Source organism: Photobacterium lutimaris, from assembly GCF_003025555.1.
Classification (GTDB): domain Bacteria; phylum Pseudomonadota; class Gammaproteobacteria; order Enterobacterales; family Vibrionaceae; genus Photobacterium; species Photobacterium lutimaris.
Window position 1 is genome coordinate 765,675 of sequence record NZ_PYMH01000001.1, and the last position, 25,574, is coordinate 791,248.

General features: G+C 44.8%; 25 protein-coding genes. 21 read left to right on the forward strand and 4 right to left on the reverse strand.

The genetic code is table 11. The annotated features are described in order from the left end of the window. Nucleotides 1–24: 24 nt before the first annotated feature. A complete protein-coding gene (locus C9I99_RS03255; RefSeq protein ID WP_107347395.1) occupies nt 25–969 on the reverse strand; it encodes a hypothetical protein in 945 nt (314 codons plus the stop codon). Between the two features lie 270 nt (nt 970–1,239). Here C9I99_RS03255 and C9I99_RS03260 point away from each other — a divergent pair, with 270 nt between their 5' ends. The 10 genes from C9I99_RS03260 to C9I99_RS03305 all read left to right on the forward strand — a co-directional run bounded on the left by C9I99_RS03260 (nt 1,240) and on the right by C9I99_RS03305 (nt 10,909). Beyond that, entirely contained in the window at nt 1,240–1,431 is a 192-nt protein-coding gene (locus tag C9I99_RS03260; RefSeq protein ID WP_107347396.1) for a hypothetical protein, read from the forward strand. Between the two features lie 312 nt (nt 1,432–1,743). Further along, nucleotides 1,744–2,025 carry an HlyU family transcriptional regulator gene (locus C9I99_RS03265; protein WP_107347844.1) on the forward strand — a complete coding sequence of 94 codons (282 nt, stop codon included), beginning with the start codon at nt 1,744–1,746 and terminating at the stop codon, nt 2,023–2,025. A 442-nt stretch (nt 2,026–2,467) separates the two neighbouring features. Beyond that, the gene (pntA, locus tag C9I99_RS03270) at nt 2,468–4,024 is read left to right on the forward strand and encodes a Re/Si-specific NAD(P)(+) transhydrogenase subunit alpha (RefSeq protein WP_107347397.1); all 1,557 of its coding nucleotides are present in this window, start codon (nt 2,468–2,470) and stop codon (nt 4,022–4,024) included. 10 nt (nt 4,025–4,034) lie between these two features. Then, nucleotides 4,035–5,411 carry a Re/Si-specific NAD(P)(+) transhydrogenase subunit beta gene (gene pntB / locus C9I99_RS03275; protein ID WP_107347398.1) on the forward strand — a complete coding sequence of 459 codons (1,377 nt, stop codon included), beginning with the start codon at nt 4,035–4,037 and terminating at the stop codon, nt 5,409–5,411. A 265-nt stretch (nt 5,412–5,676) separates the two neighbouring features. Continuing rightward, nucleotides 5,677–7,116: a sensor histidine kinase VxrA gene (vxrA, locus tag C9I99_RS03280; RefSeq protein ID WP_107347399.1), complete on the forward strand. Its 1,440-nt coding sequence runs from the start codon at nt 5,677–5,679 to the stop codon at nt 7,114–7,116. Next, nucleotides 7,091–7,753 carry a response regulator transcription factor gene (locus C9I99_RS03285; protein ID WP_107347400.1) on the forward strand — a complete coding sequence of 221 codons (663 nt, stop codon included), beginning with the start codon at nt 7,091–7,093 and terminating at the stop codon, nt 7,751–7,753. Before vxrA ends, C9I99_RS03285 begins: the two co-directional genes overlap by 26 nt. 41 nt (nt 7,754–7,794) lie before the next feature. After that, a complete protein-coding gene (locus C9I99_RS03290) occupies nt 7,795–8,622 on the forward strand; it encodes a DUF2861 family protein (protein WP_275937909.1) in 828 nt (275 codons plus the stop codon). 102 nt (nt 8,623–8,724) lie between these two features. Beyond that, the gene (locus C9I99_RS03295; RefSeq protein WP_243734305.1) at nt 8,725–9,954 is read left to right on the forward strand and encodes an NnrS family protein; all 1,230 of its coding nucleotides are present in this window, start codon (nt 8,725–8,727) and stop codon (nt 9,952–9,954) included. Between the two features lie 67 nt (nt 9,955–10,021). Then, a complete protein-coding gene (locus C9I99_RS03300; protein ID WP_107347402.1) occupies nt 10,022–10,192 on the forward strand; it encodes a YoaH family protein in 171 nt (56 codons plus the stop codon). A gap of 201 nt (nt 10,193–10,393) precedes the next feature. Beyond that, entirely contained in the window at nt 10,394–10,909 is a 516-nt protein-coding gene (locus C9I99_RS03305; RefSeq protein ID WP_107347403.1) for an HD domain-containing protein, read from the forward strand. 68 nt (nt 10,910–10,977) lie between these two features. On the opposite strand, the gene nadE is transcribed toward C9I99_RS03305, so the two are convergent. Next, on the reverse strand, nt 10,978–11,814 hold the full coding sequence (gene nadE / locus C9I99_RS03310; protein WP_107347404.1) for an ammonia-dependent NAD(+) synthetase: 837 nt from the start codon (nt 11,812–11,814) through the stop codon (nt 10,978–10,980). Between the two features lie 182 nt (nt 11,815–11,996). Between nadE and C9I99_RS03315 the strand changes: the two genes are divergently transcribed. Both C9I99_RS03315 and C9I99_RS03320 read left to right on the forward strand, forming a co-directional pair. Continuing rightward, on the forward strand, nt 11,997–12,518 hold the full coding sequence (locus C9I99_RS03315; RefSeq protein ID WP_107347405.1) for a nicotinate-nicotinamide nucleotide adenylyltransferase: 522 nt from the start codon (nt 11,997–11,999) through the stop codon (nt 12,516–12,518). A gap of 50 nt (nt 12,519–12,568) precedes the next feature. Continuing rightward, on the forward strand, nt 12,569–13,030 hold the full coding sequence (locus C9I99_RS03320; protein ID WP_107347406.1) for a hypothetical protein: 462 nt from the start codon (nt 12,569–12,571) through the stop codon (nt 13,028–13,030). 4 nt (nt 13,031–13,034) lie between these two features. Here C9I99_RS03320 and C9I99_RS03325 read toward each other — a convergent pair whose 3' ends face one another. After that, nucleotides 13,035–13,676 (reverse strand): hypothetical protein, encoded by a 642-nt coding sequence (locus C9I99_RS03325; RefSeq protein ID WP_107347407.1) that lies wholly within the window; start codon nt 13,674–13,676, stop codon nt 13,035–13,037. A gap of 236 nt (nt 13,677–13,912) precedes the next feature. On the opposite strand from C9I99_RS03325, the gene C9I99_RS03330 reads away from it, so the two are divergent. Further along, nucleotides 13,913–15,292, forward strand: coding sequence for a sensor histidine kinase (locus C9I99_RS03330; protein ID WP_107347846.1), 1,380 nt, complete (start codon nt 13,913–13,915; stop codon nt 15,290–15,292). A gap of 32 nt (nt 15,293–15,324) precedes the next feature. On the opposite strand, the gene C9I99_RS03335 is transcribed toward C9I99_RS03330, so the two are convergent. Continuing rightward, a complete protein-coding gene (locus C9I99_RS03335; protein ID WP_243734306.1) occupies nt 15,325–15,801 on the reverse strand; it encodes a hypothetical protein in 477 nt (158 codons plus the stop codon). A 241-nt stretch (nt 15,802–16,042) separates the two neighbouring features. Between C9I99_RS03335 and C9I99_RS03340 the strand changes: the two genes are divergently transcribed. The 8 genes from C9I99_RS03340 (at nt 16,043) to fusA (ending at nt 25,558) form a co-directional block, all read left to right on the forward strand. Continuing rightward, nucleotides 16,043–18,136, forward strand: coding sequence for a TonB-dependent siderophore receptor (locus tag C9I99_RS03340; RefSeq protein ID WP_107347408.1), 2,094 nt, complete (start codon nt 16,043–16,045; stop codon nt 18,134–18,136). 194 nt (nt 18,137–18,330) lie between these two features. Beyond that, a complete protein-coding gene (locus tag C9I99_RS03345; protein ID WP_107347409.1) occupies nt 18,331–19,092 on the forward strand; it encodes a DUF3450 domain-containing protein in 762 nt (253 codons plus the stop codon). Between the two features lies 1 nt (nt 19,093). Then, entirely contained in the window at nt 19,094–20,440 is a 1,347-nt protein-coding gene (locus C9I99_RS03350) for a MotA/TolQ/ExbB proton channel family protein (protein ID WP_107347410.1), read from the forward strand. Beyond that, entirely contained in the window at nt 20,440–21,000 is a 561-nt protein-coding gene (locus C9I99_RS03355) for a MotA/TolQ/ExbB proton channel family protein (protein WP_107347411.1), read from the forward strand. The genes C9I99_RS03350 and C9I99_RS03355 overlap by 1 nt, the downstream gene beginning before the upstream one ends. Then, nucleotides 21,000–21,404: an ExbD/TolR family protein gene (locus C9I99_RS03360; protein ID WP_107347412.1), complete on the forward strand. Its 405-nt coding sequence runs from the start codon at nt 21,000–21,002 to the stop codon at nt 21,402–21,404. The genes C9I99_RS03355 and C9I99_RS03360 overlap by 1 nt, the downstream gene beginning before the upstream one ends. Then, a complete protein-coding gene (locus C9I99_RS03365; protein WP_107347413.1) occupies nt 21,404–22,021 on the forward strand; it encodes an energy transducer TonB in 618 nt (205 codons plus the stop codon). The genes C9I99_RS03360 and C9I99_RS03365 overlap by 1 nt, the downstream gene beginning before the upstream one ends. Continuing rightward, nucleotides 22,018–23,196, forward strand: a complete 1,179-nt coding sequence (locus tag C9I99_RS03370; protein WP_107347414.1) for a tetratricopeptide repeat protein — start codon at nt 22,018–22,020, stop codon at nt 23,194–23,196. Before C9I99_RS03365 ends, C9I99_RS03370 begins: the two co-directional genes overlap by 4 nt. Nucleotides 23,197–23,542: 346 nt before the next feature. Further along, complete coding sequence (gene fusA, locus C9I99_RS03375; protein WP_107347415.1) at nt 23,543–25,558, forward strand: elongation factor G; 2,016 nt, start codon at nt 23,543–23,545, stop codon at nt 25,556–25,558. The last annotated feature ends 16 nt before the right edge of the window (nt 25,559–25,574 follow it).

Here is a 25,574-nt window from a genome sequence, read left to right on the forward strand (position 1 = left end):
AGGCATTCAACCGTGCACCAAATGCTATTTTGTGTTGTCGGTTTGAGGTGAAAGGTGACGAGTTGTAATGTAGTTGTTTATCAACCTTACAAATAAAGGCAATGCGTAAGTCGGGATCTGTAACGCACCCAGTAGAATAAGAAAATCTGGACCTAAAGACGCACCAGCAACGGTAAAAGTTAATAGTACATTTCGATTTGATGAAGTGATAGCTGCCAGCAGTGCAATATCTTTACCTTGGCGTAGGTAAAATAAAAGGCTGGAAATAAAAAATAAGAAGCAAACACAAAAAGAGATAAAGATGTAGTTTATCGCATGAGATGGATTGCTATTAAAAGCATCCCTTAATGGACCAACAAGGCCAAATGGAAAAGCAAAAACCAAAAGAATGGTGAATTGGGATAACTTGTTGTGAACACGGGTTAAGGTTGGGCGAGGGACAAAATGGTAGACCAAAGCAGAACATGCCATAGGACAGACGATGAAAACAATTAAGCGTATGAGATAGCTAGTCATGTCCAATGAAAACTCATCGTGTTGAAATATAAGCAGGTTTATATATAGCACAACTGGCATTAACAGTGTGGTTGCAATGGTCATTGCCATTGCTGTCAACGCATTGAGCCCAATAGAGCGAGCAATAGCGGGGGTCGCAAATAAAGACCCTGTCGCTGACACGGCTGCAATGGCGACGAGCAAAGAATCAGAAGCGTTAAATAAAATCGCGAGCGAACATGATATCACCGTCATCACAACGCTGTGCAGTAGCGTGTAAATCCAACAGCTTTTCTTGTTTAACACTTTCAATAAGGTTTTTTGCTCGATGCCAATAAGTGTAAATAGCATGAGAAAGAACAATACATAAGGTAAAGCAGGAAAGACCGCCAGTGAAGCCTCTGGCCATAAAAGACCAGTAAAGGTTGCTACTATAAGTAAGACCGATGAATGTTTAGAGATAAAGAACAGCATCGCAAAATTCCATAATAACTGCGTGTTGATTTATTGTTACGGGAAAAGGCGTGAATGTGCAAGGGAATAGGTCAATAAGCAAAAATTATTCAATTAATGTTTGTTTATTCATAAATAATACATGGTTTTTCAGCTGCAACACTGTCGACTTAACAATTGGTTAACGCATTATAAAAACTAATCTTTTTGGCGAAATTTTGTCATTTTTGATTGCGATCTGATCAGCATAAACTGAGCACAGTTGATTAAAAATACTCACGAGAGGCAATCATGGCACAGGCAATGAACTTTGACACCATCGCAAACCCAACCGCAATGGACAAAAAAGCCTATGCGGTAACTTTCAAAGGATTGATTGCACACGCATTTGATATTGTATTTGGTCGTAATGAAACACCCAAGCAATACAATGTTAGTGACCTACCAGTACACATTCAAAAAGATATTGGTATGTATCGTTAAGTTAACGGACAACGGTTAGAAAAGTATACTAAAGCGCTGGTTAACCAGCGCTTTTTTGTATCTTGGTGGTTGCGGATTTTTGCTTTCATGCTTGGTGATGTATTGAGGCGTGATTTAACGGGAAAGACGATTATCTAAGCTAATCTGAATGCTGTATGAAACAATCTGTTGTGATGGTTAATCTGCAAGCGCTTGCCAGAAGGATAAGCGCTCAAGGAATAGATCTCTAAGAATTTAATGTCGCTTTCATTTTTTTTTATTAGATTATGGCATCATGTCACTGTATCAAAGCAATTTTTGGAGATAATTGAAGTGGGATTTTTCTCAAAGTTATTTGGATTTAGTAAACAAGAAACGAAAACTGCTGATGTTGAGCCGATTGATTATGACGGTTATTTGATTTACCCAGAACCAAAGGCTGAAGGGGGACAGTTTCGTATAGCAGGTCGCATTTGCAAAGACTTCGGCGATGACGTGAAAACGCACGTATTTGTCCGATCTGATCTGTTATCTTCCAAAGCGGATGCTGAGTCATTCATGATAAATAAGGCGAAGATGTTTATCGATCAAACTGGCGACAAGATGTTCGGTTAACTTTTTCTCTGGCCTGCTAGCAACCTCTACCACTAGCAGGCATTCCCAATAGGTAGGGAGAGCTGAAACAAAGGTATGTAGTGCAACACGCATCAGGGAAAGGTGTTTGTTTTTATACTCTTCAACGGACTAACCTCATTTCCTTGTTGTTTTAAACGACAATAACACTATTCAGGTTGCTGATAATGGATGTTTATGAAGTCAAACTGAGAAAAGTTAGTGATTTATGCATTGTTGAGTGCATGCATTATTAATTTTATTTGTGGTTTGACCTCTGTCCAGGTGTTGTAAACGTTATTTTCTTTCTGTTAGAAGGTAACATTTGTTATGTATAACAACGCTTATGTAATTTAATTTTGTATTTCGACTACAAATTGCTTGATATTATGTTCGTGGTTGGATAAAAAATTGTTACTTATTTGCCGTAATTTAGGGATTAATAATGCAAATTGGTGTACCTAAGGAAATACTCGCCAATGAAACGCGAGTCGCTGCGACGCCGAAAACGGTTGAACAGTTGTTAAAAATGGGGTTTAGCGTCGCTGTTGAGACAAATGCGGGTATTCTTGCAAGTTTCGACGATGCTGCTTTTGAAGCTGCAGGAGCGACAATCGTATCAACCGAAGAGGTATGGTCTTCTGATTTGATTTTTAAGGTTAATGCGCCTCAAGTTAATGAAAATACTGGTGTCGATGAGTTCGAACTCATGAAAGATGGCGCGAGTATTGTGAGTTTCATTTGGCCTGCTCAAAACGCAGAATTACTCGATAAACTGTCTACCAAAAATATTAATGTGATGGCGATGGACTCGGTTCCTCGCATTTCGCGTGCTCAGGCATTGGATGCGTTGAGCTCAATGGCTAACATTGCTGGATATCGTGCTGTTGTTGAGTCAGCGCATGAGTTTGGTCGTTTCTTTACTGGCCAGATTACAGCAGCAGGTAAAGTACCACCTGCCAAAGTGCTCGTGGCGGGTGCTGGTGTAGCAGGTCTTGCTGCTATCGGTGCTGCAGGAAGCTTGGGGGCGATTGTTAGGGCCTTTGATGTTCGACCTGAGGTAAAAGAACAGGTTGAATCAATGGGTGCTGAGTTCTTAGAAGTGGACTACAAAGAAGACACTTCAACGGGCGATGGCTATGCCAAAGAGATGTCTGATGAGTTCAACAAGGCTGCTGAGCGTTTGTACGCAGAACAAGCCAAAGATGTCGATATTATAATAACGACAGCTCTTATTCCTGGACGTCCTGCACCTAAATTGATCACCAAAGAAATGGTAGATTCAATGAAGGCGGGTAGTGTGGTTGTTGATCTTGCTGCGGCAAATGGCGGTAACTGTGCGTACACCGAGGCGGATAAAGTTGTCACCACCGCAAATGGTGTGAAGATCATTGGTTATACCGACATGGTAGGTCGTCTTCCGACTCAATCATCTCAGCTGTATGGCACAAACCTCGTCAACCTTGTAAAGCTTTTATGCAAAGAAAAAGACGGCAACATTGATATCGACTTTGACGATGAAGTGCTACGCGGACTCACGGTGATCAAAGAGGGCGAGATTACCTGGCCGGCGCCACCAATCAAAGTCTCTGCTGCTCCCCAGCAGCAAGCTCAGCCGGTTCAGGCCCCAGTTGAGAAAGTGGAAGAGCCTACATCTCCAGTGAAAAAATATGGCCTTATGGCTGCAGGTATCGCCGCTTTTGGCTGGTTAGCGAACTATGCTCCCCCTGAGTTCCTTTCTCACTTTACGGTATTTGTTTTGGCCTGTGTTGTGGGCTATTACGTGGTATGGAATGTTACCCATGCACTTCATACGCCCTTGATGTCAGTCACTAATGCTATTTCAGGCATTATTATCGTTGGTGCATTGTTACAGATTGGTCAAGGGATAGGAGTCGTCACTTTCCTTTCGTTTATTGCCGTCTTAATCGCGAGTATCAATATCTTCGGTGGATTCACCGTTACCAAGCGCATGCTTGAAATGTTCCGTAAAGATAAATAAGGAGTAACACATGTCTGCAGGAATCGTACAAGCGGCATACATTGTTGCTGCGGTACTATTTATCATGTCTTTGGCGGGTCTTTCTAAGCAAGAAACTGCACGTGCTGGTAACTATTACGGTATTGCCGGTATGGCAATCGCTTTAATCGCAACAATCTTTGGCCCTGATGCTCAAGGAACTGGCTGGGTTATCCTTGCCATGATCATCGGTGGCGCAATTGGTATCTACTACGCTAAGAAAGTTGAAATGACCCAGATGCCTGAGCTGGTGGCAATCCTTCACAGTTTTGTGGGTATGGCAGCAGTTTTGGTGGGTTTCAATACTTACCTTGATCACGGTGAATTAACAGGTGCACTGTTAAACATCCACCTTGTTGAAGTCTTCCTTGGTGTGTTCATTGGTGCGGTAACATTTACCGGTTCTGTTGTGGCTTTCGGTAAGCTAAGTGGATCAATGTCATCTAAAGCTCTCATGTTGCCACATCGTCACAAGTTAAATCTTGCGGCAATTGTTGTGTCATTCTTGCTAATGCTGGCGTTTGTTAAAGCTGAAGGTTCGATGTTCGCATTGATTGTTGTTACATTGATCGCCTTTGCCTTTGGTTACCATTTGGTTGCTTCTATTGGTGGCGCGGATATGCCCGTTGTTGTTTCAATGCTGAACTCGTACTCGGGTTGGGCAGCGGCAGCAGCAGGTTTCATGTTAGCTAATGACTTGTTGATTGTTACCGGTGCATTGGTTGGTTCTTCTGGTGCAATTCTGTCTTACATTATGTGTAAAGCGATGAACCGTTCATTTATCAGTGTTATCGCTGGTGGATTCGGTAGTGATGGTGCGGCACCAACTGAAGATGTTGATCATGGTGAACACCAAGAAGCGTCTGCAGAAGAAGTGGCGGAAATGCTGAAAGATGCACGCTCTGTCATTATCACTCCTGGATATGGTATGGCAGTCGCTCAAGCACAGTATCCTGTTCATGAAATCACTGACAAATTGCGCAAGAGGGGTGTAAATGTACGTTTTGGCATTCACCCTGTTGCAGGCCGATTGCCGGGTCATATGAACGTACTGCTTGCTGAAGCAAAAGTACCCTATGACATCGTACTGGAAATGGACGAGATCAATGATGACTTCGGTGAAACGGATGTTGTCTTGGTGATCGGTGCCAACGATACGGTTAACCCAGCAGCAATGGAAGATCCAAACAGTCCAATTGCAGGTATGCCTGTATTGGAAGTATGGAACTCAAAGCATGTTATCGTATTCAAGCGTTCGATGAACACAGGCTATGCAGGTGTGCAGAACCCATTGTTCTTCAAAGAAAACTCGCAGATGCTGTTTGGTGATGCAAAAGAATCTTGTAATAAGATCCTTGAGCATCTCTAACCTAAAAGCGGTAATAATTTGTTGTATATGATAAGGGGAGCCAAGGGCTCCCTTTTTATATATTGGCGTAAACAGAGGTCTCTTTTGGTATGCTCAATCGCTATAATTGATTGTTAGCATTAACCAAATAGCGATAAAATTAAGTTTTCACGTGTAAAGGCCGTTCTTCTATCGGTAATGTTTACATGATTTGAATGCACATTTATCCATCAGGCTAATGACAAAACCCTGACAAACTGGCAAAGCGGGGTGATAGACTTCACGTATGAAAAAATTCGTCTTACTGTTCTCACTGCTTGTCGTCGGCACCAATTCCGCATTTGCAGAAAACTTACCCGAGCGCTTAAATGGCGTTCGAGCGGAGCTATTAGCCAGTGATTCAGTCGCGACTTACGATTTCAGAAAGCTACAGGGCCAGTTTCCAACGCAGTTATTGCTACCGTCTTCGTTGTTACCTCAGTCGGCTACGTACCCGCTGAAATCCTTGCAGCGCTTATATAACAATTCATTGACTTGTAAAGGACCTTGGCCTGTTACACCGCTGTTGACTCAGCCGTTGGTTTTTACTCGTGCGATTTGTAATAACACGGTGTTACCGATCGGTTGGTTTGCGAGGGCCGGGTATATTCATCCGGGTGGTGGTAGTTATGCGTCAAGGTACTTGATTAAACATCCGGATCTTGTCGGTAAGCTGGGGGATTTCCTTCATATTCAAGAGCGAGATTTAGCGCCGACAAACTCAGTTTTGGGGCGGTTGCAGCGGATGAGCCGGGATGAAATTCAGGTATATATTGCTGGTGCGGAAGTATTCATATCTAATGGTGAGCTATGGATCCGTAACGGTAACGAATATCATGTATATGACCAACCCAAATGGTCTCCGATCCTTAGTCAGTTTGATGTGAACTTCACCCGTTTGAATACAACCAGCTTCTGTATACTCAAAAACGGTAATATTTGTTGGGAAGAAGAAGACAAATCACATCTGACTTTCTACCTTTTAGTGAGCTTGTTGGTAATCAATATTAGTTTGCTGTTTGGTTGGGGATTTTATCGATGGCGTATCCGTCGAAGGGCGATGCAGGAACGAATGTTGGTCCTTCAAATTCTCACACATGAATTGCGTACACCCATTGCAAGTTTGGCGATGACAGTTGAAGGGTTTCGTAGACATTTTGATGCACTACCAGAAACCTTATATGATGAGTTTAGGCGATTGACCGAGGATTCTCGTCGCTTAAGACAACTTGCAGAGGCAAGTAAAGATTACTTACAGGCGAACCAACAAGAGCTCAGTGTACAACATGTTGATTCGTTTAATGAATGGGTTGAGTATCTGAGTGAGCCGTATGAAGTCACCCTTGAGCTCGCAGAGGATCGCCCTGTAGATGTAAATATATATTGGTTGGGCACTTGTATCGACAACCTGTTGTCTAATGCCCATAAGTATGGCGTTAAGCCAGTAAAATTAACATCATCGTATTCGAACGGAAAACTTATTGTTAGCGTTTCAGATAACGGTCAGCTCGGTGAAAAAGACTGGGCACGATTAAGAAAGCCATTTGTCAGCGAACGCGGGCTAGGGCTTGGGCTGACAATCGTGGAATCGATGATCCGAAGAATGGGAGGGCGAATGAAGTTAGTTGGCCCTCCGACAACTTTTATATTGGAGATACCGTGTGAATCAAACTCTGCTTCTGGTTGAAGATGACCGCAACCTTGCTGATGGTTTACTCGAGAGCTTGAGAGGGGCTGGTTACCACTGCCTCTATGCTGATTGTGCGTCTAATGTTGCTGAGCACTGGGCTCAAGCCGATTTAGTCGTACTTGACCGTCAGTTGCCTGAAGGGGACTCCCTCAGCTACCTGAGTGATTGGTTGAAGATAAAACATGTGCCAGTGATCCTGCTTACCGCTATGGTCTCTGTTACCGATAAAGTCATTGGGCTCGACTCGGGTGCCAAAGATTACCTTACCAAGCCGTTTGCCGAAGAAGAACTGTTGGCTAGAATTCGCCTTCACCTGCGCTCTGGTGCGCCTGAAGCGATGCCGAGTAATACCGTGACTGTCGGTGATATTACGATTGACTTGGATAGCCGGGAAGTTAACCAATCGGGTGACGCCGTCACATTGACGCGGACTGAATTTGAGCTGTTAGTATTCTTGGCTAAAAACGCTGGACGTGTATTTACACGCGATGAGTTGCTTGATCAGGTATGGGGATACAATCATTACCCAACAACGCGAACTGTGGATACGCATATTCTACAGCTGCGTCAGAAACTGCCTGGTATTGAGATCGAGACTCTGCGTGGTGTCGGTTACCGCATGAAGTCTGCGTAAGCCGGATGTCCAACTTTTCTACCTCCTGTTTATTACTGGTTATGCATTCGGCGCTTTGGGCGCCGAATGTACTTGCCAACTGGTTTGTGTCACAAGATGTGTTTACCATGGCGCATCAAAAGTTGCTCGAGGGTAAAACCAACGAGAGCTTTGGCGCGATGGTACAAGCTTGGCAGCAGTCACCCAATATTGAACACCAAAATAACCTTAATAATTTGCTTCAGCTTGCAATCACTGAAGACTGTGGGCGTAGCCTTGATGCAACCGCATTACCCCCCTGGTTATCGAGTTTGGTAATTCAGCGTGAAATGGTGCAGAACCAAAACCAGGTACTGCCTCGTTTGGCAATCACTGGCACCTCCGAGCAGCGGATCACCAGCATCGATTTTATTCGATGGCCTGAGCAATCTGTGCTTTCTGCAACGCCAAAAACGGGGAAAGGCGGTTATTTTTCAATTGAAACCAAGCGGCTAGAAAAGGCGAGTAGTGAAGGTTTGTACCAGATGATCATCAGTGCCGATGGTGAACAAAGTTATAAGACCTGGGTGCTGCTAACTCGTCCTCTGGCTAAACAGCGGATAGGGTGGGTTGATAGCCAGAATTGGCGTATAGAAAGAAATGGTTTGCCGGATAAAGCCTGTCCTTCACCTGTGCTTTCAATGAATATCTACGATCTCAACGATACGTCTTGGACTCCGCTCTGGACGGAAAATGTCGATGGCAAATTGCCAACAACACTGCCAGATATTGATTTGCCTGACGGACGATACTGGTTGAGTGTCGGTATCATTCATAGCCGCTGGCAGGGGGAAATAGCGATCCGTGATATTCAAAGTATCACTAGACCAGTAGAACATTCTGAAATGTAGACTTAGCTTTATACTATTGATTTTTAATGGCTGTTCTAGGGCCATTTAATTAATAATAAAAGATGTATTTTCATTGCAACTTTAAAGGTGTATTATTTATGCATGTTTAAAGTGGGTGATGAAACCATGATGCAAATTTTAGATAGCGAAAAAGAGCAAAAAATCCTCCCTTTGTTTCGCTTAGCATTCCGTCCTTTTTTCTTAGCTGCCAGTATGCTCTCTGTTGTCTCGATGTTACTGTGGGGGCTTTTCTGGGCTGGCAATGTCTCAGTGGCAAGCTATATGTATAGCAACCCTGTTTGGTGGCATAGTCATGAAATGCTGTTTGGCTTCACGGGTGCGATTATTATCGGGTTCCTGCTGACTGCTGTTCAAAATTGGACCGGTAACCCCGGTGTCAGGGGCTGGAAACTTGCCGTTATTTTTGTATTTTGGCTTGCAGCTCGGCTGGGTATGTTTACAAGTACGCCAAACATCGCCTGGATGATTGTGGACTTGGTTTGGATGCCTCTGGCTGCAGGGTTTCTTGCCTATCCGATTATCATTCGTCGGCAATGGAATAATTTGTTTTTTGCACCTCTGATTGTACTGATGACGGTGCTGAACGGATTGTTCCATTTCGTTGCCTTGGGGCTAAGTGACATTCCATTACGCGCAGTCTCGTTTGCTACAGTAATGGTTATCAGTGTTATCGTCCTTGTCGTCGGTGGCAGGGTGATCCCATTTTTCACCTGGCGTGGCACGCAGACGGAACAAATTACACGGATAAAATGGTTGGAACTTGGGGCGCTGGTGCCAAGTTGGTTGCTGCTGATTAATGTGCTGTTGCCTGTACCGAGCCACATTTCTGACGTGACTTTGCCTGCATTGCTCGCTGTGACTGGGATCATGCATCTCATTCGCTTTGTACGTTGGCGCAGTCTGTCAACGTTTCGTGTACCATTGCTATGGCTGTTACACTTTGCCTATTTAGCCATGACGATTGGGATGCTGCTACTTGCTCTTCACTATTCGTTAGGGAGCGTAAGTTATAGCATCGCACTCCATACCCTTACTGTTGGTGGTATTGGCTGCATGATCCTAGCCATGATTGCCCGTGTATCGTTGGGCCATACTGGGCGTGCATTGCAAATTAAACCGATCATAGTGGTTGCCTTCGTTGCTTTGGTGTTAGCGACACTTGCTCGTACATTACTGATTGCCTTGCAACCTACGCTAACTATTCAGGCATATATTATTTCTGCTGGGCTATGGGCGTTGGCTTTTGCCATTTTCACCACTGCCTATTTCCCGATCTTATCTAGAGCACGTGTAGATGGCCGTCCGGGTTAAATTACAGGTGACAATATCAGCGTAAGTCAATAAACTATGTGCTCAATTATTTCGGGTAAAATGAATTATGTTTAACAATGGTCCGACACTGACTCACGCACAGCAACAAGAAGCAGCCGATAAGATCCATGAGCTGATGGCTCAAGGGATCAGCAGTGGTGAAGCGATCATGATGGTCGCCAATGCAATCCGTGAAGCTGAAGCGAAAAAAGCCGAGTCGGAAAGCGATCAGGAATAATTTGTCTTATCCCTGAAACGAATATTTGAAACGGGTGCCATTTGGCGCCCGTTTTTTCATCAAATCGTGCAATAAATCTCATTTGTTTATTCCCAATTGAGTAAAATCTAATGTTGAAAGAGTAAATTACGCCCTCGTATTCATTTTGGCCTTATTTTGATTGGGGGTGGTCGTTGTCAGGTTTAGATGAAGGAGGGAAGGATGAATAACCGTTACCTCAAGGCACGTACTTTGGCCCGAGCCAAACACAAAGATCAATTGTACGGTGACGTTCCATATTATATCCATCTCGATGCTGTATCTCGCTTAGCCAGCCCGTTTGGTACTGATGCGATGATTGTCGCGCAACTGCATGATGTACTTGAAGACACTGAAACATCAATAGATGAGCTGGTCGCTGATTTTGGCTTTCTTGTTGCTGATGCAGTTAGCTACATGACAGATGACAAGTTAGAAAACCGCCAAGATAGAAAACATCATGTTAATCAGCGGTTGGCGACACTGGATACAGTTGAGGAAGCGGCGAGGGTAGCACTAATCGTAAAAGCCTGTGATCGCTTAGCAAATGTACGGGCGAGTTTGTATAGTAACCATCATTACTATCAACTTTATAAAGAAGAACACCATGCATTCAAGCAAGCCGTATACCGCAAGGGGTTGTGTGAAGCGATTTGGTGGGAGCTCGATAACTTATTACGCTTTTCTGAAGCATCTTAAAAAAGGGCTCAGTAATGAGCCCTTTTTCCATTTTCAGTCTACGGCGAAGCGAGAGGCAAGTACGTCACTTACTCTTCGTCGTAAATTGTCGGGATCGGTTGACGCTTGTGCTGTGTAGCTTTGTAAATCCCAACTAATCGATCGGCAACTGACGGCTCAATCGCTTTACCCTCAAGGAAGTCATCGATTTGCTCATAGCTGATATTTAGTGCATCTTCGTCTGCTTTTTGCGGTGCAAGCTCTTCCAGATCTGCTGTTGGTACTTTAACAACAAGTTGTTCAGGTGCCCCCAGTTTTGCTGCCACTTGGCGAACTTGGCGCTTGTTTAGACCAAATAACGGAGCAAGATCGCAAGCACCATCACCAAATTTGGTGTAGAACCCGGTAATATTCTCTGCTGAGTGGTCTGTACCCAATACAAGTCCGCCGACTAAGCCGGCAATTTCATATTGTGCAATCATACGGGTACGGGCTTTAACATTTCCTTTCACAAAGTCGATAGCACCTTGGCTCTCAGGAATCAGGCCGGTACCATCCAGTGCCAACAGAGTACTCGCATGGGTACCATCTACGCCGTCTTTGATGTTTACGCTAACGGAATGGCTAGGCTTGATAAATGACAATGCGAGCTGAGCCTCATCTTCATCTTTTTGCTCGCCATAAGGTAAACGTACGGCAATGAATTGATAGTCACTGGTTTGCTCGGCAGTATTCAAACCTTCAACGGCGAGTTGTGCAAGTCGGCCTAGTGTGGTTGAGTCAACCCCACCGCTAATACCCAAAACCAGTGATTTGCATCCTGATTGCTTGAGTTTCTCCTGAATGAACGCAATTCGACGCTCAATTTCAAAGTCCGTATCAATTTCTGGTAATACGCGCATTTCATCGCGGATTAACTGTTCCATAATGAATCAATCCTCAGGGACTTGCCCAGTTTGTAACCATATAGCGTTATTTAATGCAAAAAAATGATGAAATGCATTAAACCTTTTGCAAAATATGCGATAACTCTATTCAAGGATCAATCTTCTTACGCTAAATAAGCAAAATAATCAGTAAATCGGAACAAAAAAAGGACATTCCAGCCATGACAGCATCAATTGCCATTTTCGGTAGTGCGTTTAACCCACCGAGTCTTGGCCATAAGTCAGTCATCGAACGTTTAACGCATTTTGATAAAGTTATTCTACTTCCTAGCTACAGCCATGCTTGGGGCAAGCAGATGTTAGACTATGACGCCCGTTGTAATCTGGTTGAAGCTTTCATCGAAGACTTGGCGCAGGATAACCTCGAACTATCAACCTTAGAACGCGATATGGCAATAGGTGATGAGGCAATCACGACTTTTGCGGTGCTTGAAGCTTTTGAAGGTATCTACCCGGGGGTAAATTTGACGTTTGTCGTTGGCCCGGATAACTTTCTCAATTTTGGAAAATTCTACAAAGCTGATGAGATTACTCAGCGCTGGCAGGTGCTTGCGTGCCCTGAAACAGTGAAGGTACGCAGTACGCAAATTCGTGAGCATATTGTCAATAGTCGTGAAGTATCACATTTAACAACCCGTAAAGTTGCTAAAATGATTGGTGATAATGAGTGGTATGCCAAGTAAGCATTCTAGGGTGTTAGTTATATTGTGGTGAGTTCGTTTAAGTAGTAATCATGATTGTGTTGAATTTATCTGCCGGACTGTTGTTTTCAACAATATATTTTAATACTTCGATGTGTAACTCTGTCGTTGAATGCTCTCCACTTGACATATATGAAACTCATCGCCATATCGAGACATCATCAGCACCGGTTATCAGTGAATGGAGAACGGTAGAGCAACCCAAAGAGAGCTTTTGGGATAACTGGGCTCGACAACTCGACTCCCCATTTTTATCTTCGAATGTATCATCAAGCTTTTATGGATTGGGTGTTTGGATGCCTGATAAATTTGCTGACGATGATTTTCTGGACGTGGAAGAAGTCAAAGAACTAATAAAAAAATACGGCCTACAAATGAGTTTTGGTATTGGCGGAGAAAACGGTCAATCACCAAGGCTAAGGTTTGACTATCGTTGGCACGAGGACCGTAACCTCGAAGATGTTTTTATCCAGGTCGAAATCCCTTTTCAGTAACCTGTCAGTCAACGTCATTATCAATAACCTTAGAGGCGAGTTTATTCGCTTCATAACCTTCTAATTCGGCGTTATAGAAACTGAGTGCTTGAATTGCAGGGAAGCGCTTAGCCATCAACGGCTGATCCCTTTCTGCGGCATAACTATGATGGACGATAGCGAAACCACTGGGATACGGGGTATTCCAGAGTCGACTGTTCGCAACCAAGCTTGAGGTGATGAACTGTCCGATATAAGTGACTCTGGCAGCGGTTACGTTAAAGAAAATGCCGAGGTTATCATTGGATTTCGAATGAACAGTCTTGCGTCCATTCGTCCCTTTGAATATCACCTGATGGATTTCATATCGGCCTTCCGGCAATGCGGTTACAAAAATTTGGCCTTTGTCTGTACTTGATTGAAAATCCGATTTTGTCGTATTGGGAGTCGATACAAGGATATGCTCTGATTGACCAACAGGACGAATAAACAGGGTAGTAATGATCCCTTCACCGGTGGATGGCCATTCTGTCGTAACGCCAAGGCTTCCAGCAAGATACCCTTTTGCTGCGGTTGTATTAGCGATACTGTCAGGGACATTTAGGTTTATCCCTGAGCTGCAGCCCCAAATGAACAAACAACATATCAACATAGTGAAGCGTTTCATCTCTTGCGTCCTTGCAAATGTACGTGTCTATTACTTTTCGATATATCAAAAGTAATTAAACATCATACTTAGTAAATAAGACAGTTGTGTAAACTAAATTTGTTAATTTGATACCTGAATTTAGTTAAATATGGTGCAATCTTACCTTGTTTGCTTCATTTTGGGATTTGCCCCGAAAGTACTCAATAATGTGTGTTGCTTATGTTACTCTAGCAAAAAATGCCACGTTATTAGTAATGAGTCGTATTGTTATTCATAAAATAAAGTCTGCTTTTTGTCTCGGCGATCGAGACGGTCTAGCCTTCAAACTGTATTCTTCCTTTGCCGTTAGCCTATTTGTTATTCTGCTTTTGCAAAATCTTGCTGAAGCCGCGATGATCAGGGTGCTGTTACATATCCCTGAAAAGATCAAAACGGAAATGGTCGAGTTGGCTTATCAAGCGGAAGTGAATATTAACGAAGGTGATATGGATGAATTGGCTGATTGGGAGCGGGGACAAAAGTACTACCTATTTGTCTTAAACGATGAACAGTATGCGATTAGTGGCCGCGACATGCACCCACATTTTGCGTTCAAACTGCAATATGCCAGAGATATCGATACTGTCTTTGATAATGAGGTTAACCAGCCGATTATAGCGATTCCGCTGCAGACTGGGCATACGTTAGTTATACAGTTCCCCCATAATCATCACCCAGCTCGTTACTTTACCTATTACTTCACCATTATAAAGGTTGTAATCGCTGGCCTGATATTAGGGGTGCTGTCTCTGCTGCTAGCGAGGTATTTACAAAAGCCGCTTGATAAGCTTCAAGGCGCTAGCCATCGTCTAGCCGAAGGTGATTTCTCTGTAAGGGTCAGTCATGAGGTCGGTGATACAGTGACGGAGTTTACTTCGCTGGCTAACAGCTTCGACCATATGACCCGTCGAATAGATGCGTTGTCAGAAAAACAAAAATGCCTGATCAGAGATGTGTCACATGAGCTAAAAACGCCTTTAGCGCGACACGATTTGGCATTACATCTGCTTAGAAGAAAACTACCTCAAGAGCATCATTGTTTGTTAGACCGTCTAGAGCGGGAATCAAACGAGATGAATGAGTTGGTTAGTGAGATCCTTGAGTACAGCAGGCTTGAAAATGCCAGCTACCAGCTAAGGTTGGCCCCGACGGATTTATCCACTCTCTGTGTGCTGCAAGTCGATAAGATGCAGGATAGTTTAGTCGGAAAGCAGTCGCTACGATTCACCGGTGATAACGTTGAACAGCTAGCATTGGTTGATAACAGCCTGACATTACGAATATTGAATAACTTGATCGGTAATGCCATCAAGTATGCAGGGGAGCAGGCACAAATCAGCGTGTCAATCAGGGCAGTGAAAGGTGCTGGGCTTGAGCTCTGGGTTGAAGATACTGGAAACGGCATATCAGCAAAACATTTAGCGTCGATATTTAACCCGTTTACCCGAATACAATCGTCACGGGAGAAGCAATCCGGTGGTTACGGGTTGGGGCTTGCCATTGTAAAGGAAGCGGTAAGCATTATGAATGGCAGCGTGAGTGCCGAAAATTACTCTGGAGGATTTCGAGTCAAGGTTCAGTTGCCAGAGGCGTAAGAAAAGCCCGATGATATACATCGGGCTTAGGGCTATTTCTTTAGACGTTCAGTATTGATAACGTTCTTGAATTTACCGGCTTTGCTAAAGATGTAATTCACATCAGGCGGAAAATCTTTATTGCTCTTGGCATGCTTCATCATGTCGAAGACGGTGAATTCAGTCATGATAGCGTATTGATATTCTTTGAAGTCGCCTTCAGCTTGTAGAGTTGGATCATAGTACTTATCACCTTTACGGATAATAGCATGATCAATCACTTCTTCATCACAGCGATAGCCAAGCACGTAGCGATCACCTTTACCGTAGATGACATTCATATAGCTGTTGTAAAAACATTCACCCTCAGCAGATGTACATGATTCAAGCACATCCTCGTCCATAGCAGAAACGGTGACAATACGCATTTTGTCTGCATTTAGGTTAAGGGCTGTCAGTTGCTGACGAACGTTATCTAGGTTTACTTCTGTCACTTCAAATGTACCGATAATTTTAAAAAAACATCGCATTATACCTGCCTGCCATGAAAATGACACATTTGCTGCATCGTTATACCCAAGTTACCTCAAGGTGCAGGCTTGACGTAAGTTTAGACGCCGTTACGAATGCAAAGAATGTAAATTAACTGCAAATGGTAATTGTTATCACTTATATTCCTCCCAGCACAAAAATGCATGTGGGTACAACAAAGACGCCGAATAGAAATCAATAACAGGGCGCTGTATCTCAAACGATTTGGAGTAACGGAATATGTTTAACAAGAGTCAGTTGACTTTACTTATTGGTGCCATCCTAGCAGCACCTGTTGTCTATGCCCAAGCGCACACAGCGACAACTGATGTCGATGAGCACATGGTCGTAACAGGCCGTGACTACGGTTACAAGGCTGATACCAATACTACTGCTATGCGCATTGAAGCGAGCCAGCTTGAAACCGCAGGCCAGGTATCTGTAATCGATGAGCAGTTGATTGACGAGCAGCGTGCAAGTTCACTAGATGAAGTGCTGCAGAACGATTCGAGTGTTTCTATCGGCGACAAAACCCGTAACCGTGTGACATATTCTTTGCGTGGCTTTGAAATACAGAGCGGTAGTGGTTTCCTGCGTGACGGAAAGCAGCATTGGTCTCATTATCGTCAGCCAATCGAGCTATTAGAGCGAGTGGAAGTCGTTAAAGGGCCTTCAGGCCTACTGTATGGTAAGTCTGCTCCGGGTGGCCTGATCAATATGGTTTCAAAGAAACCGACTTACGAAACACAAGTTAACGTGAGCCAGGATATCGGTTCGGACAATGAATCACGTACCGTTGTTGATGTAAGCGGGGCACTGAATGAAGCGCAAACACTGCGTGCCCGTGCGGTTGTTTCCCAGCAGACCTATGACAACTGGCGCCACTACACCGATGGCAGCACCGCATCGACAGAGCGTTTTGTCGGTGGATTGTTTGTTGATTATGACGTTAATGACAATGTGACGGTATCTGCGCATTACGACAAGACTCGTGATAAAGGCAGTGTAGACTCAGGCGCATACGTTAAAGACGGCAACGTTGTTCTAGGGAGTGAACACACATGGGATGCCCAGTGGTCAGAAATTGAAAACAATGTCGAAAACTACGGTGTTGATGTTGTCGCACAGCTTAATGATGTTTGGCGTCTGTCAGCAAGCTACAACCACCAGAACTTCCTGCGTCACGATACAGAAAGCTTTTCAAAGCCAGAAACTTACAACCCAGAAACCGGAACATTTGACTACCAGGGCTACGATCGCCTAGATGACTGGCAGTATGATACGGCTTACGTAGACTTTGTTGGTGAGTTCTCTGCTCTTGGTGTTGATCATCAGTTGTTGGTTGGTGCTAACTGGTTGGGCTATTACTATTTGGGCAAAACCGATTCTATCAAAGGCCTTACGGCTGAAGTTGGCAAGCCACTTGAGAAACCAGATGGCTTGAGCTATAGAAATGCTGGCCCTAAGGATCCAACGGAGCGTGACTCTTACGGCTTCTATATCCAAGATATGGTAACGTTCAATGACCAGTGGCAAGCGTTAGCGGGATTACGTTATGACCGTGAAGAAACCAAAGGTAGCGATCTTGTAGAAGATGCGATTACACCAAAAGTGGCTGTGATTTATCACCCGCAAAGTAATGGTTCCATTTATGCCTCATACTCTGAAAGCTTTGAACCACAAGGCGAAGTAACAAGTGGTCGAGGGAAAGTTTATCGCAATGATGGCGAGCATCTGAAGCCTCGAAGTGGTAAGCAGTATGAAATGGGTACCAAGTGGGAACTGTTTGACGAGCGCCTGTTTGTCACCGGTGCAGTGTTTGATATTGCGCTAGAAGATGTCGCCCTTGATATTGAAAACTCTGACGGTACGTACACCAAAACACAAGGCGGTGAGCAAGTACACCGTGGTGCTGAGTTCGCTATGCAAGGCTACCTGACAGAGCGCTTCTCGCTGCACGGTAATGCGATGTATCTTGATGCGGAATACAAGAGCCACGAACAATACCAAGGTAACCGTCCAGCTGATGTCCCAGAGTTTGGTGCGACAGTGTGGTCTCGATATGCGTTTGAGAACAACACCAATGTTAACCTTGGTCTGACATACGTCGGTGAGCGCTACGGTGATGATGCCAACACGTTTAAGAAAGACGCATATACACGTGTAGATATGGGAGTATCACATACCATCCATTATGATCAGAACTTAGACTTTATTGCTCGATTCAATGTAGAGAATGTATTTGATACTGATTATATGATGGGCGGTGATAATACCAACGTAACCCTAGGTGAAGGCCGCAACTACATGGCGACGTTACAAGTACGTTACTAATTGATTAATAAAGGGGGAGGGCCGCGTGCTTTCCCCTTTGCTGTTATATTAATTAATGTAAATTCAAATGATATCGATTTTCATTTGATATATATTGATTCCTGCTCACCGACTAGCACTCGGTGATTATATTTGTTTTTGGTATAGCCTTCATTTTTGAAGATTTTTAATTTTTATTAGTGCATTGAATTTAAATGAATATTAAGAAAACTAGCCTAGCATTACTGGTGCTTGGCCTTATCGGTGGTGCCCAGGCCAGTACGTTGGGTGAAGCGCGACATCTTGAAAGCTCGATGAACAAAGCGTCGGCGAGTAGTCAGGAAAAAATTGATCGTAGCGCGGAGTCGACGCTATCGATGAAAGCCGAGATTGAGCAACTGCAAGAAGAAGTACAGAACTTGCAGGTTTATCGTGATCACCTAGCCAATTTGGTTGATAGCCAGAACCAGGAAAAAGCCAGCCTTAATCAGCAAATTGAAGGAATTAAAGATACCCGCCAAGGTGTGGTACCTCTGATGTACAGCATGCTGAATGGTTTGAAACACAATGTTGCAGTGGATAAACCTATTCGCAAAGAGCAGCGCCTTGCGCGTATTGAAAAGCTTGAAAAAATGATGATTCAGGCAGATATCAGTGATGCAGAAAAATACCGCCGAATCCTAGAAGCCTACCAAATCGAACTTGATTACGGTACCAAGATGGGCATCTATCAGGGGACGATGGCCCTTGAAACGGGTGCGATTGAAGCGGATATGCTTTACCTTGGCCGTGTTTCACTTGTTGCCCGTAGCCTTGACGGTACCCACTATTGGTCTTGGAATGAAAAAGAGTCGCTATGGCAATCGCTTGAACATAGCTACGCTGCGGATATCAATAAGGCATTTGCCATTGCGTCCAAGCAAGCAGCCCCAAGCCTAATTACCTTGCCAGTTTCAGTTGACGTGGAGACGAAGTAACATGAAAATCAAAGCGTTAGTGGCAGCATTGTGCCTATTTTCAGTCCCTGTTGTTTCTGCCCAAGTTGTTTCTACTCATACGGCATTGGTTCAAGATACCCGCCAAGAGATGAAGGTTCAGCAGCAACATAATGTTGAGCGTGAGCAGGGTTTCAAGATGACCGAGCAACAGTTTAAAGCGCAACGTGATGCGCTACTCAAGCAACGTCAGCAGCTTCAAACAGAAACAGACCAGCTAAGTACGACTTTCAGCAAAAACGAAAACGAACTGGCGACGCTTGAAGAGCAACTCCGACTAGAAACCGGTAGCTTGGGGGAATTATTCGGTGTCGTTCGTCAGGCGGCTAAAGATCTCGACGCTGAAATGGGTTTCTCGGTTACCGGCGTTGACCGCAACGAATATCGCACAGTTATCGACAGTATCGTCGAAGCAAGAACACTGCCTTCGCTGGATGAATTGAAAGGTCTATGGAAGGGGCTTGAAGAACAGATCTCCGCGAGCCGTGAATTACGTGCAGTATCGGTACCGTTTATCGATGGCCAGGGTAAACGTGCCAATGTTGATGCATACCGTTTAGGCAGCCTTGGCTTGATTGGTGAACAGGGGTACCTTGCATGGGATGGTAAGCGAGAAACGGCAAAACCTTATCTAAAGCAGCCGCAAAATGGTCCTATCAGCAATCAATTTTCGCAGCTTGAACACAGTGGTATTCAAGCAATGGTGGTTGACCCATCTCGCGGTATCATGCTTGAGCAGCTAGCCAATGCGCCCGCGCTGAAAGATCGTATCGAACACGGCGGCGTGGTCGGTAAGATCATCCTTGGCCTACTGGCGATTGGTCTGAGTATCGGCTTATTCCGCGGTGCTAAACTGTTCGCGATTCGCCAGCAGATCAAAAAGCAGCTTAAGGTACCGGGAAATCCAGGTGATAACCCACTGGGTCGTGTGCTTAACGTTTATAGCAAAGAGCAAAATCGTAGTGTGGAAGCGCTTGAACTTCGTCTACTTGAAGCGATTGTAGACGAACAGCAAGGTCTGGAGAAAGGGCTTTCTATGCTGAAACTGCTCGCAGCCCTTGCTCCGATGTTAGGTCTACTGGGTACGGTTACCGGTATGATCGAGACTTTCCAGGTGATCACCCAGTTTGGTAATGGTGATCCAACCGTCATGGCTGGTGGTATTTCTATGGCGCTGGTGACAACCGTGCTGGGCCTGGTCGCGGCGATGCCGTTACTTCTTGCCCATAACATGTTGACCACCCAGGCGGATACTATCCGTACGATCCTAGAAAAACAGGGTATAAGTCTAGTCGCTGAGCAAGCTGAAAAATCAGGAATTACCGCATAATGGAAAGCAATCTGTATGAAGTGCCGCTAGTGCAAGCTTCATTCTTTGATGCTTGGAAATTTTCGCTTGAGACCTTTATGAACCAAGGCGGTCAGGTACTCTGGTGGCTGGCTGCGGTAGTGATGTTTTGTTGGATCTTAGTGATAGAGCGGGTGTTGTACCTGCTCATTACCTACCCAAAACAGCGCCAGCTTTGGCTGGAAAAATGGCAATTAAGGGATGACCATTCATCTTGGTATGCACGCTCAATGCGAGATGGTTGGTTGAGCCAAGCACATATTGCACTGAATCAAAATCTTAATTTGATTAAGGTCCTTGTCGCAATTTGTCCAATGCTAGGCCTGCTAGGCACCGTTACCGGCATGATTTCGGTATTTGATGTGATGGCTACTCAAGGCAGTAGCCAACCAAGGTTGATGGCGTCGGGGATTTCCTTAGCGACGTTACCGACAATGGCGGGTATGGTCGCTGCATTGTCGGGAATGTTTGTGCATTCTCGTTTATCCAAGTCCTGCCACAAGCGCGAAATTAAGTTAGAAAAATTATTGAGGAGTCAGTAATGAGACTGAGTCGTCCTTCTTCAGCTCGTGAGGATGCCCAGGTAGACTTGACGTCTATGTTGGATATTGTATTTATCATGTTGATTTTCTTCATTGTAACCAGCTCGTTTGTCCGTGAATCCGGAGTTGAAGTTAATCGCCCGCAAGCCAGTAATGTTGTCAGCCAAAAAGATGCGGGTATCTTTATTGCTATCACCTCAGCCAATGACGTGTACATCGACAAACGTGTTGTTGATGTCGAACGTGTACAGGCAACGCTAGAGCACCTGTTGCTTGAACAACCTGAAGCATCCTTGGTGATCCAAGCTGATGAACATGCTTATAACGGTACGGTTGTTAGAGTGATGGATGCCGCTAAAGGAGCGGGTGTACAGAAAATAGCGTTGGCAGCGGAGAGGCGCTAATGCTGCGTGTACTTATAGCAATTCCCGCGGCTTTCATGATGGCCTTAGGTCTGTTCACTTTTATGGCGTGGATGGTAGATAACGGCAATCAACGGCCTGAAGCAGAAAAGCAACTGCTAGCGTTTGATATGGTTATGGTGGAGCAGGAGCGTGAAGCACAGCGCCGTCAACGTACCGTGCCAGAGAAGCCTGAAACACCGGAACCCCCACCGAAGGCGATGCCTAAAGCATCGAATCAGGCCGTGACCAATACGGTTAGCCCGTCAATGCCAAGCCTTAATCTAGATGCTTCTGTATCTGGCTTGGCGATCAATGCACCGACGTTTTCTGATTTTGGCGCGAACCAGCAAGCGATGCCTTTGTATCGTTTTGAACCTAAATACCCGGCTCGCGCGATGAAGCAGGGCGCGGAAGGTTATGTTGTATTGTCCTTTACCATTGATCCGCAAGGACGTCCAACGGATGTCAGTGTGCTTGATGCCAAGCCTCGTCGTTTGTTTGAACGCGAAGCGATGAGGGCGTTAAGAAAATGGAAGTACCAGCCTAAGGTTGTTGACGGCAAGTCGATTGCTCAGGTCGGTCAAACGGTTAGATTGGAGTTTAAGATAGAGAAATGATCAAAAAATTGACATTAATTGCCGCTTTATCGCTTCCTCTGGGCCTGATTGCTGAACCTGCGGTATCTGCTGAACTGTCACAGTACACGGCAGGTCGAGTACAGCGAGCTCATAACCTTCAGCAAGATGAGAAACTTGATGAAGCGATTGGGCTGCTGGAGGGATTAACCCCATCCCGTGATTACGATAAAGCTTACGTGCAGCGTATGCTGGGTGTGTTTTACTGGCAGCAGAATAACATCACGAAAGCAATATCGAGTTTGACAGAGGCCGTTAATTCGGGATTGCTGCAGGATGAGCAAGCCTGGATCACTCAGCGTATGCTGGCGGATATTTTGCTATCAAGCGAGGAGTTCAAGCAGGCACTGCCGCATTACTATGCATTAACTGAAAATATCCCAGAAAATCAGAAGGCGGATGAGTTGTGGTTACGCATCGCTCAATCACATTACCAGATCTCTGAGTGGAAAAAGACGATTTCGGCGATAAATACTTATGCCAAATACGCTGGCGAAATGGGTGTTGAGCCACTGACTATCAAGTTAGGTGCTCAGCTTCAGTTGCAACAGTGGAAGGCGGCCTTGCCGACCCTAGAAGCGTTGATTGTGCTGGAACCCAATAAACTGGTTTGGTGGCAACAGACAGCCGGTGTTCAATTGCGCTTGGGGCAGTCAAAATCTGCGTTGGATACATTAGCATTAGCGCGCAGACAAGGTGTTGAGCTTTCTCAGCAAGATTTGAAAACTCTCGCTCAGCTTTATGCCCAGCGCGGTATACCGGAAAGAGCCGCGATCCTGTATTCGCAACTAGAAGGGGCTGAGTCTGATGTTGAGCTGGTGGTTTTGCAGGCGCAATATTGGCAAATAGCCAAAGAGTGGGATAAATCTATCGCTATTTGGCAGCAAGCGGCGAAGCTGGATAACCAATACCGGTGGCAGCTTGCTCAGCTATTACTGCAGCAAGGTTATTACCAACAGGCGATTACCGAATTGGATAAGGTGTCAGGCAATAAGCACGGTGCCGATGTGGCCTTGGCCAAGGTACGCGCTCATTACAAACTGAATAACGTTGAGAAAGCGATAATCTTTGCCAAACAGGCGGATAATATTGAATCAAGCTCTGTATCGAAGAGTTGGATTAAATACCTCTCTCAAAAGCGAGAAATGTCGAGTTAGACTAAGAGCTGCAGTTGTCTAAGGCCACGGTTGTGATGTCATTAACACGTTTGTTGGATGTCACAAATGTGGCCTTTTTTTGTAACATAAATTCGACAATTGCCGCCTATATGAAATAACTCACATTAAAAAGAAGCCAATGCGTGCAAGCTATTCGTGACGATGAAAAGCCATTTTGGGGTTATACCCAAGTTACTTGGGTATACTCTTAATATTATTCTTGCGGCGATTTGGGCCTGTGCTTATGGACGTACCCATCCGAAAATTGACCTGGAAGACGATAAGGCGGGAAACCGCCATATATGCAGATAAATAGCGCTTGTCTTTCTGAAATTCGGAGGCTGATATGTCCATGAATGAAATCCGCAATATCGCAATAGTAGGCCAAAGTGGGGTGGGTAAAACGACCTTAATAGAACGCCTTCTGTTCGAATCAGAATGCTCTACACACTTAGGCAGTGTTAAGGTGGGTGACACTGTCACTGATTTTGATGAACAATCCATCCATTATCAACACAGTATTGAAGCAACGCCAGTCGCGCTTTGCTGGAAAAAACACCGCATGAATGTGGTTGATACCCCTGGTTTACCTGAGCTATTAGGGCGTACCTTGAGTATCTATCCAGCGGTAGAAACCACGGCCTTAGTCCTTGATGCCAATATCCCGTTAACCCAAGTGTCTGACAAAATTTACTCTTTTGCCAAGCTGCAGAAGAAGTGCCAGATGATTGTTATTAATAAGGTCGATCTCAATCCGGATAAAATTCCGCAGATTATCCAGCAGATCCAATCACACTTTGGTCAAGAATGTCTGCCTATCAACCTACCTTCCGCTGACGGTAAATCGATAGTTGATTGTTATTTTTCTCCAGACTATGACGCTGCAACACTTTGGGATAGCGTGGAATCAGTGCATGAGCAGCTTATCGACCAGGTTATTGAAGTCGATGAGAAACTCATGGAGTTGTATTTAGAACAGGGTTCATCGTTAACGCCTAAGCAACTACACGATCCCTTTGAAGAAGCCTTACGTACCGGGCATGTGATCCCGATTTGTTTCGTCTCCGCTGACACCGGGCAAGGTATTTCATTACTCCTTCAAACGCTAGCTGAAATTATGCCCATGCCATCGGAAGGCAACCCGCCGATGCTGGAGAAGAACAATCAGCAAATTCGGGTTGATTGCGAAAAGCTCGATCATACTGTTGCCCATGTTTACAAAGTCAGTGTTGATCCTTACCTCGGTAAACTGGCTTATTTAAGAGTGTTCCAAGGTGAGATAAACGCGGGATCTCAGCTCTATATTGGTGAGAACAGCAAAGCATTCAAAGTGGGGCATTTGTACCAATTACAAGGCAAGAAGCGTATTGAGATCGCAAATGCCCGCGCGGGTGATTTCTGTGTACTGGCCAAGGTTGATGATTTGAATTTTGATTCGGTGGTTCATGACTCGCATGATGAAGATGATGTAACCATGCGTACGTTAGACTTCCCAGCGCCAATGTACAGCTTGGCCATTCAAACTGCCAAAAGAGGGGATGAGCAGAAACTGTCGGAAGTTCTTCATAAAATTGCCGCTGAAGATCCTTCCTTGCGGCTTGAGCATCGTACGCGTACTAATGAAACAGTTTTGAGTGGACAAGGTGAATTCCATTTAAAAATGGCCCTCGAGAAAATGGCTTCGGTTTATAAACTCAATGTTAATACGGAACAGCCGAGTATTGAGTACTTTGAGACCATCACCCAACAGGCTGAAGGGCATTACCGTCATAAAAAGCAAAGTGGTGGTGCTGGACAGTTTGGTGAAGTCCAATTAAAAGTCAGGCCGCTAGAGCGCGGGGAAGGTTTTCAATTCGTCAATAAAGTGGTAGGCGGGGCGATACCGACGTCGTTAATTCCTGCGGTTGAAAAAGGTATCCGCCAAGCGGTAGAAGAAGGCGCAATTTCACGCAATCCAATCCATGATATTGAAGTGACCGTCTATGACGGCAAGTATCACTCGGTTGATTCAAAAGAAATTGCTTTTGTCATTGCGGGCAAGAAAGCGTTTTTGGATGCGGTGAATAATGCCAACCCGATCGTACTGGAACCGATTGTGGAGCTAAAATTGCAGATCCCAACCGTTTCGGTCGGTGATATTAGTGGTGATTTGGCGGCCAATCGCGGCGTGATCTTAGGTACTGAGTCTAAAGAAAATAATTTCACTTCACTGCAAGCAAGGATCCCACAAAATGAGCTTGTGGACTATTCCCAGCGTTTAAGAGCCATGACCGGTGGAGAAGGGAGTTTTAGCATGGTGTTGAGCCATTATGAGCCCGCGCCTAATACGGTACAGAAAAAGGTATGTCGTGCCGCAGAATAAACAAGTTACCGACTCA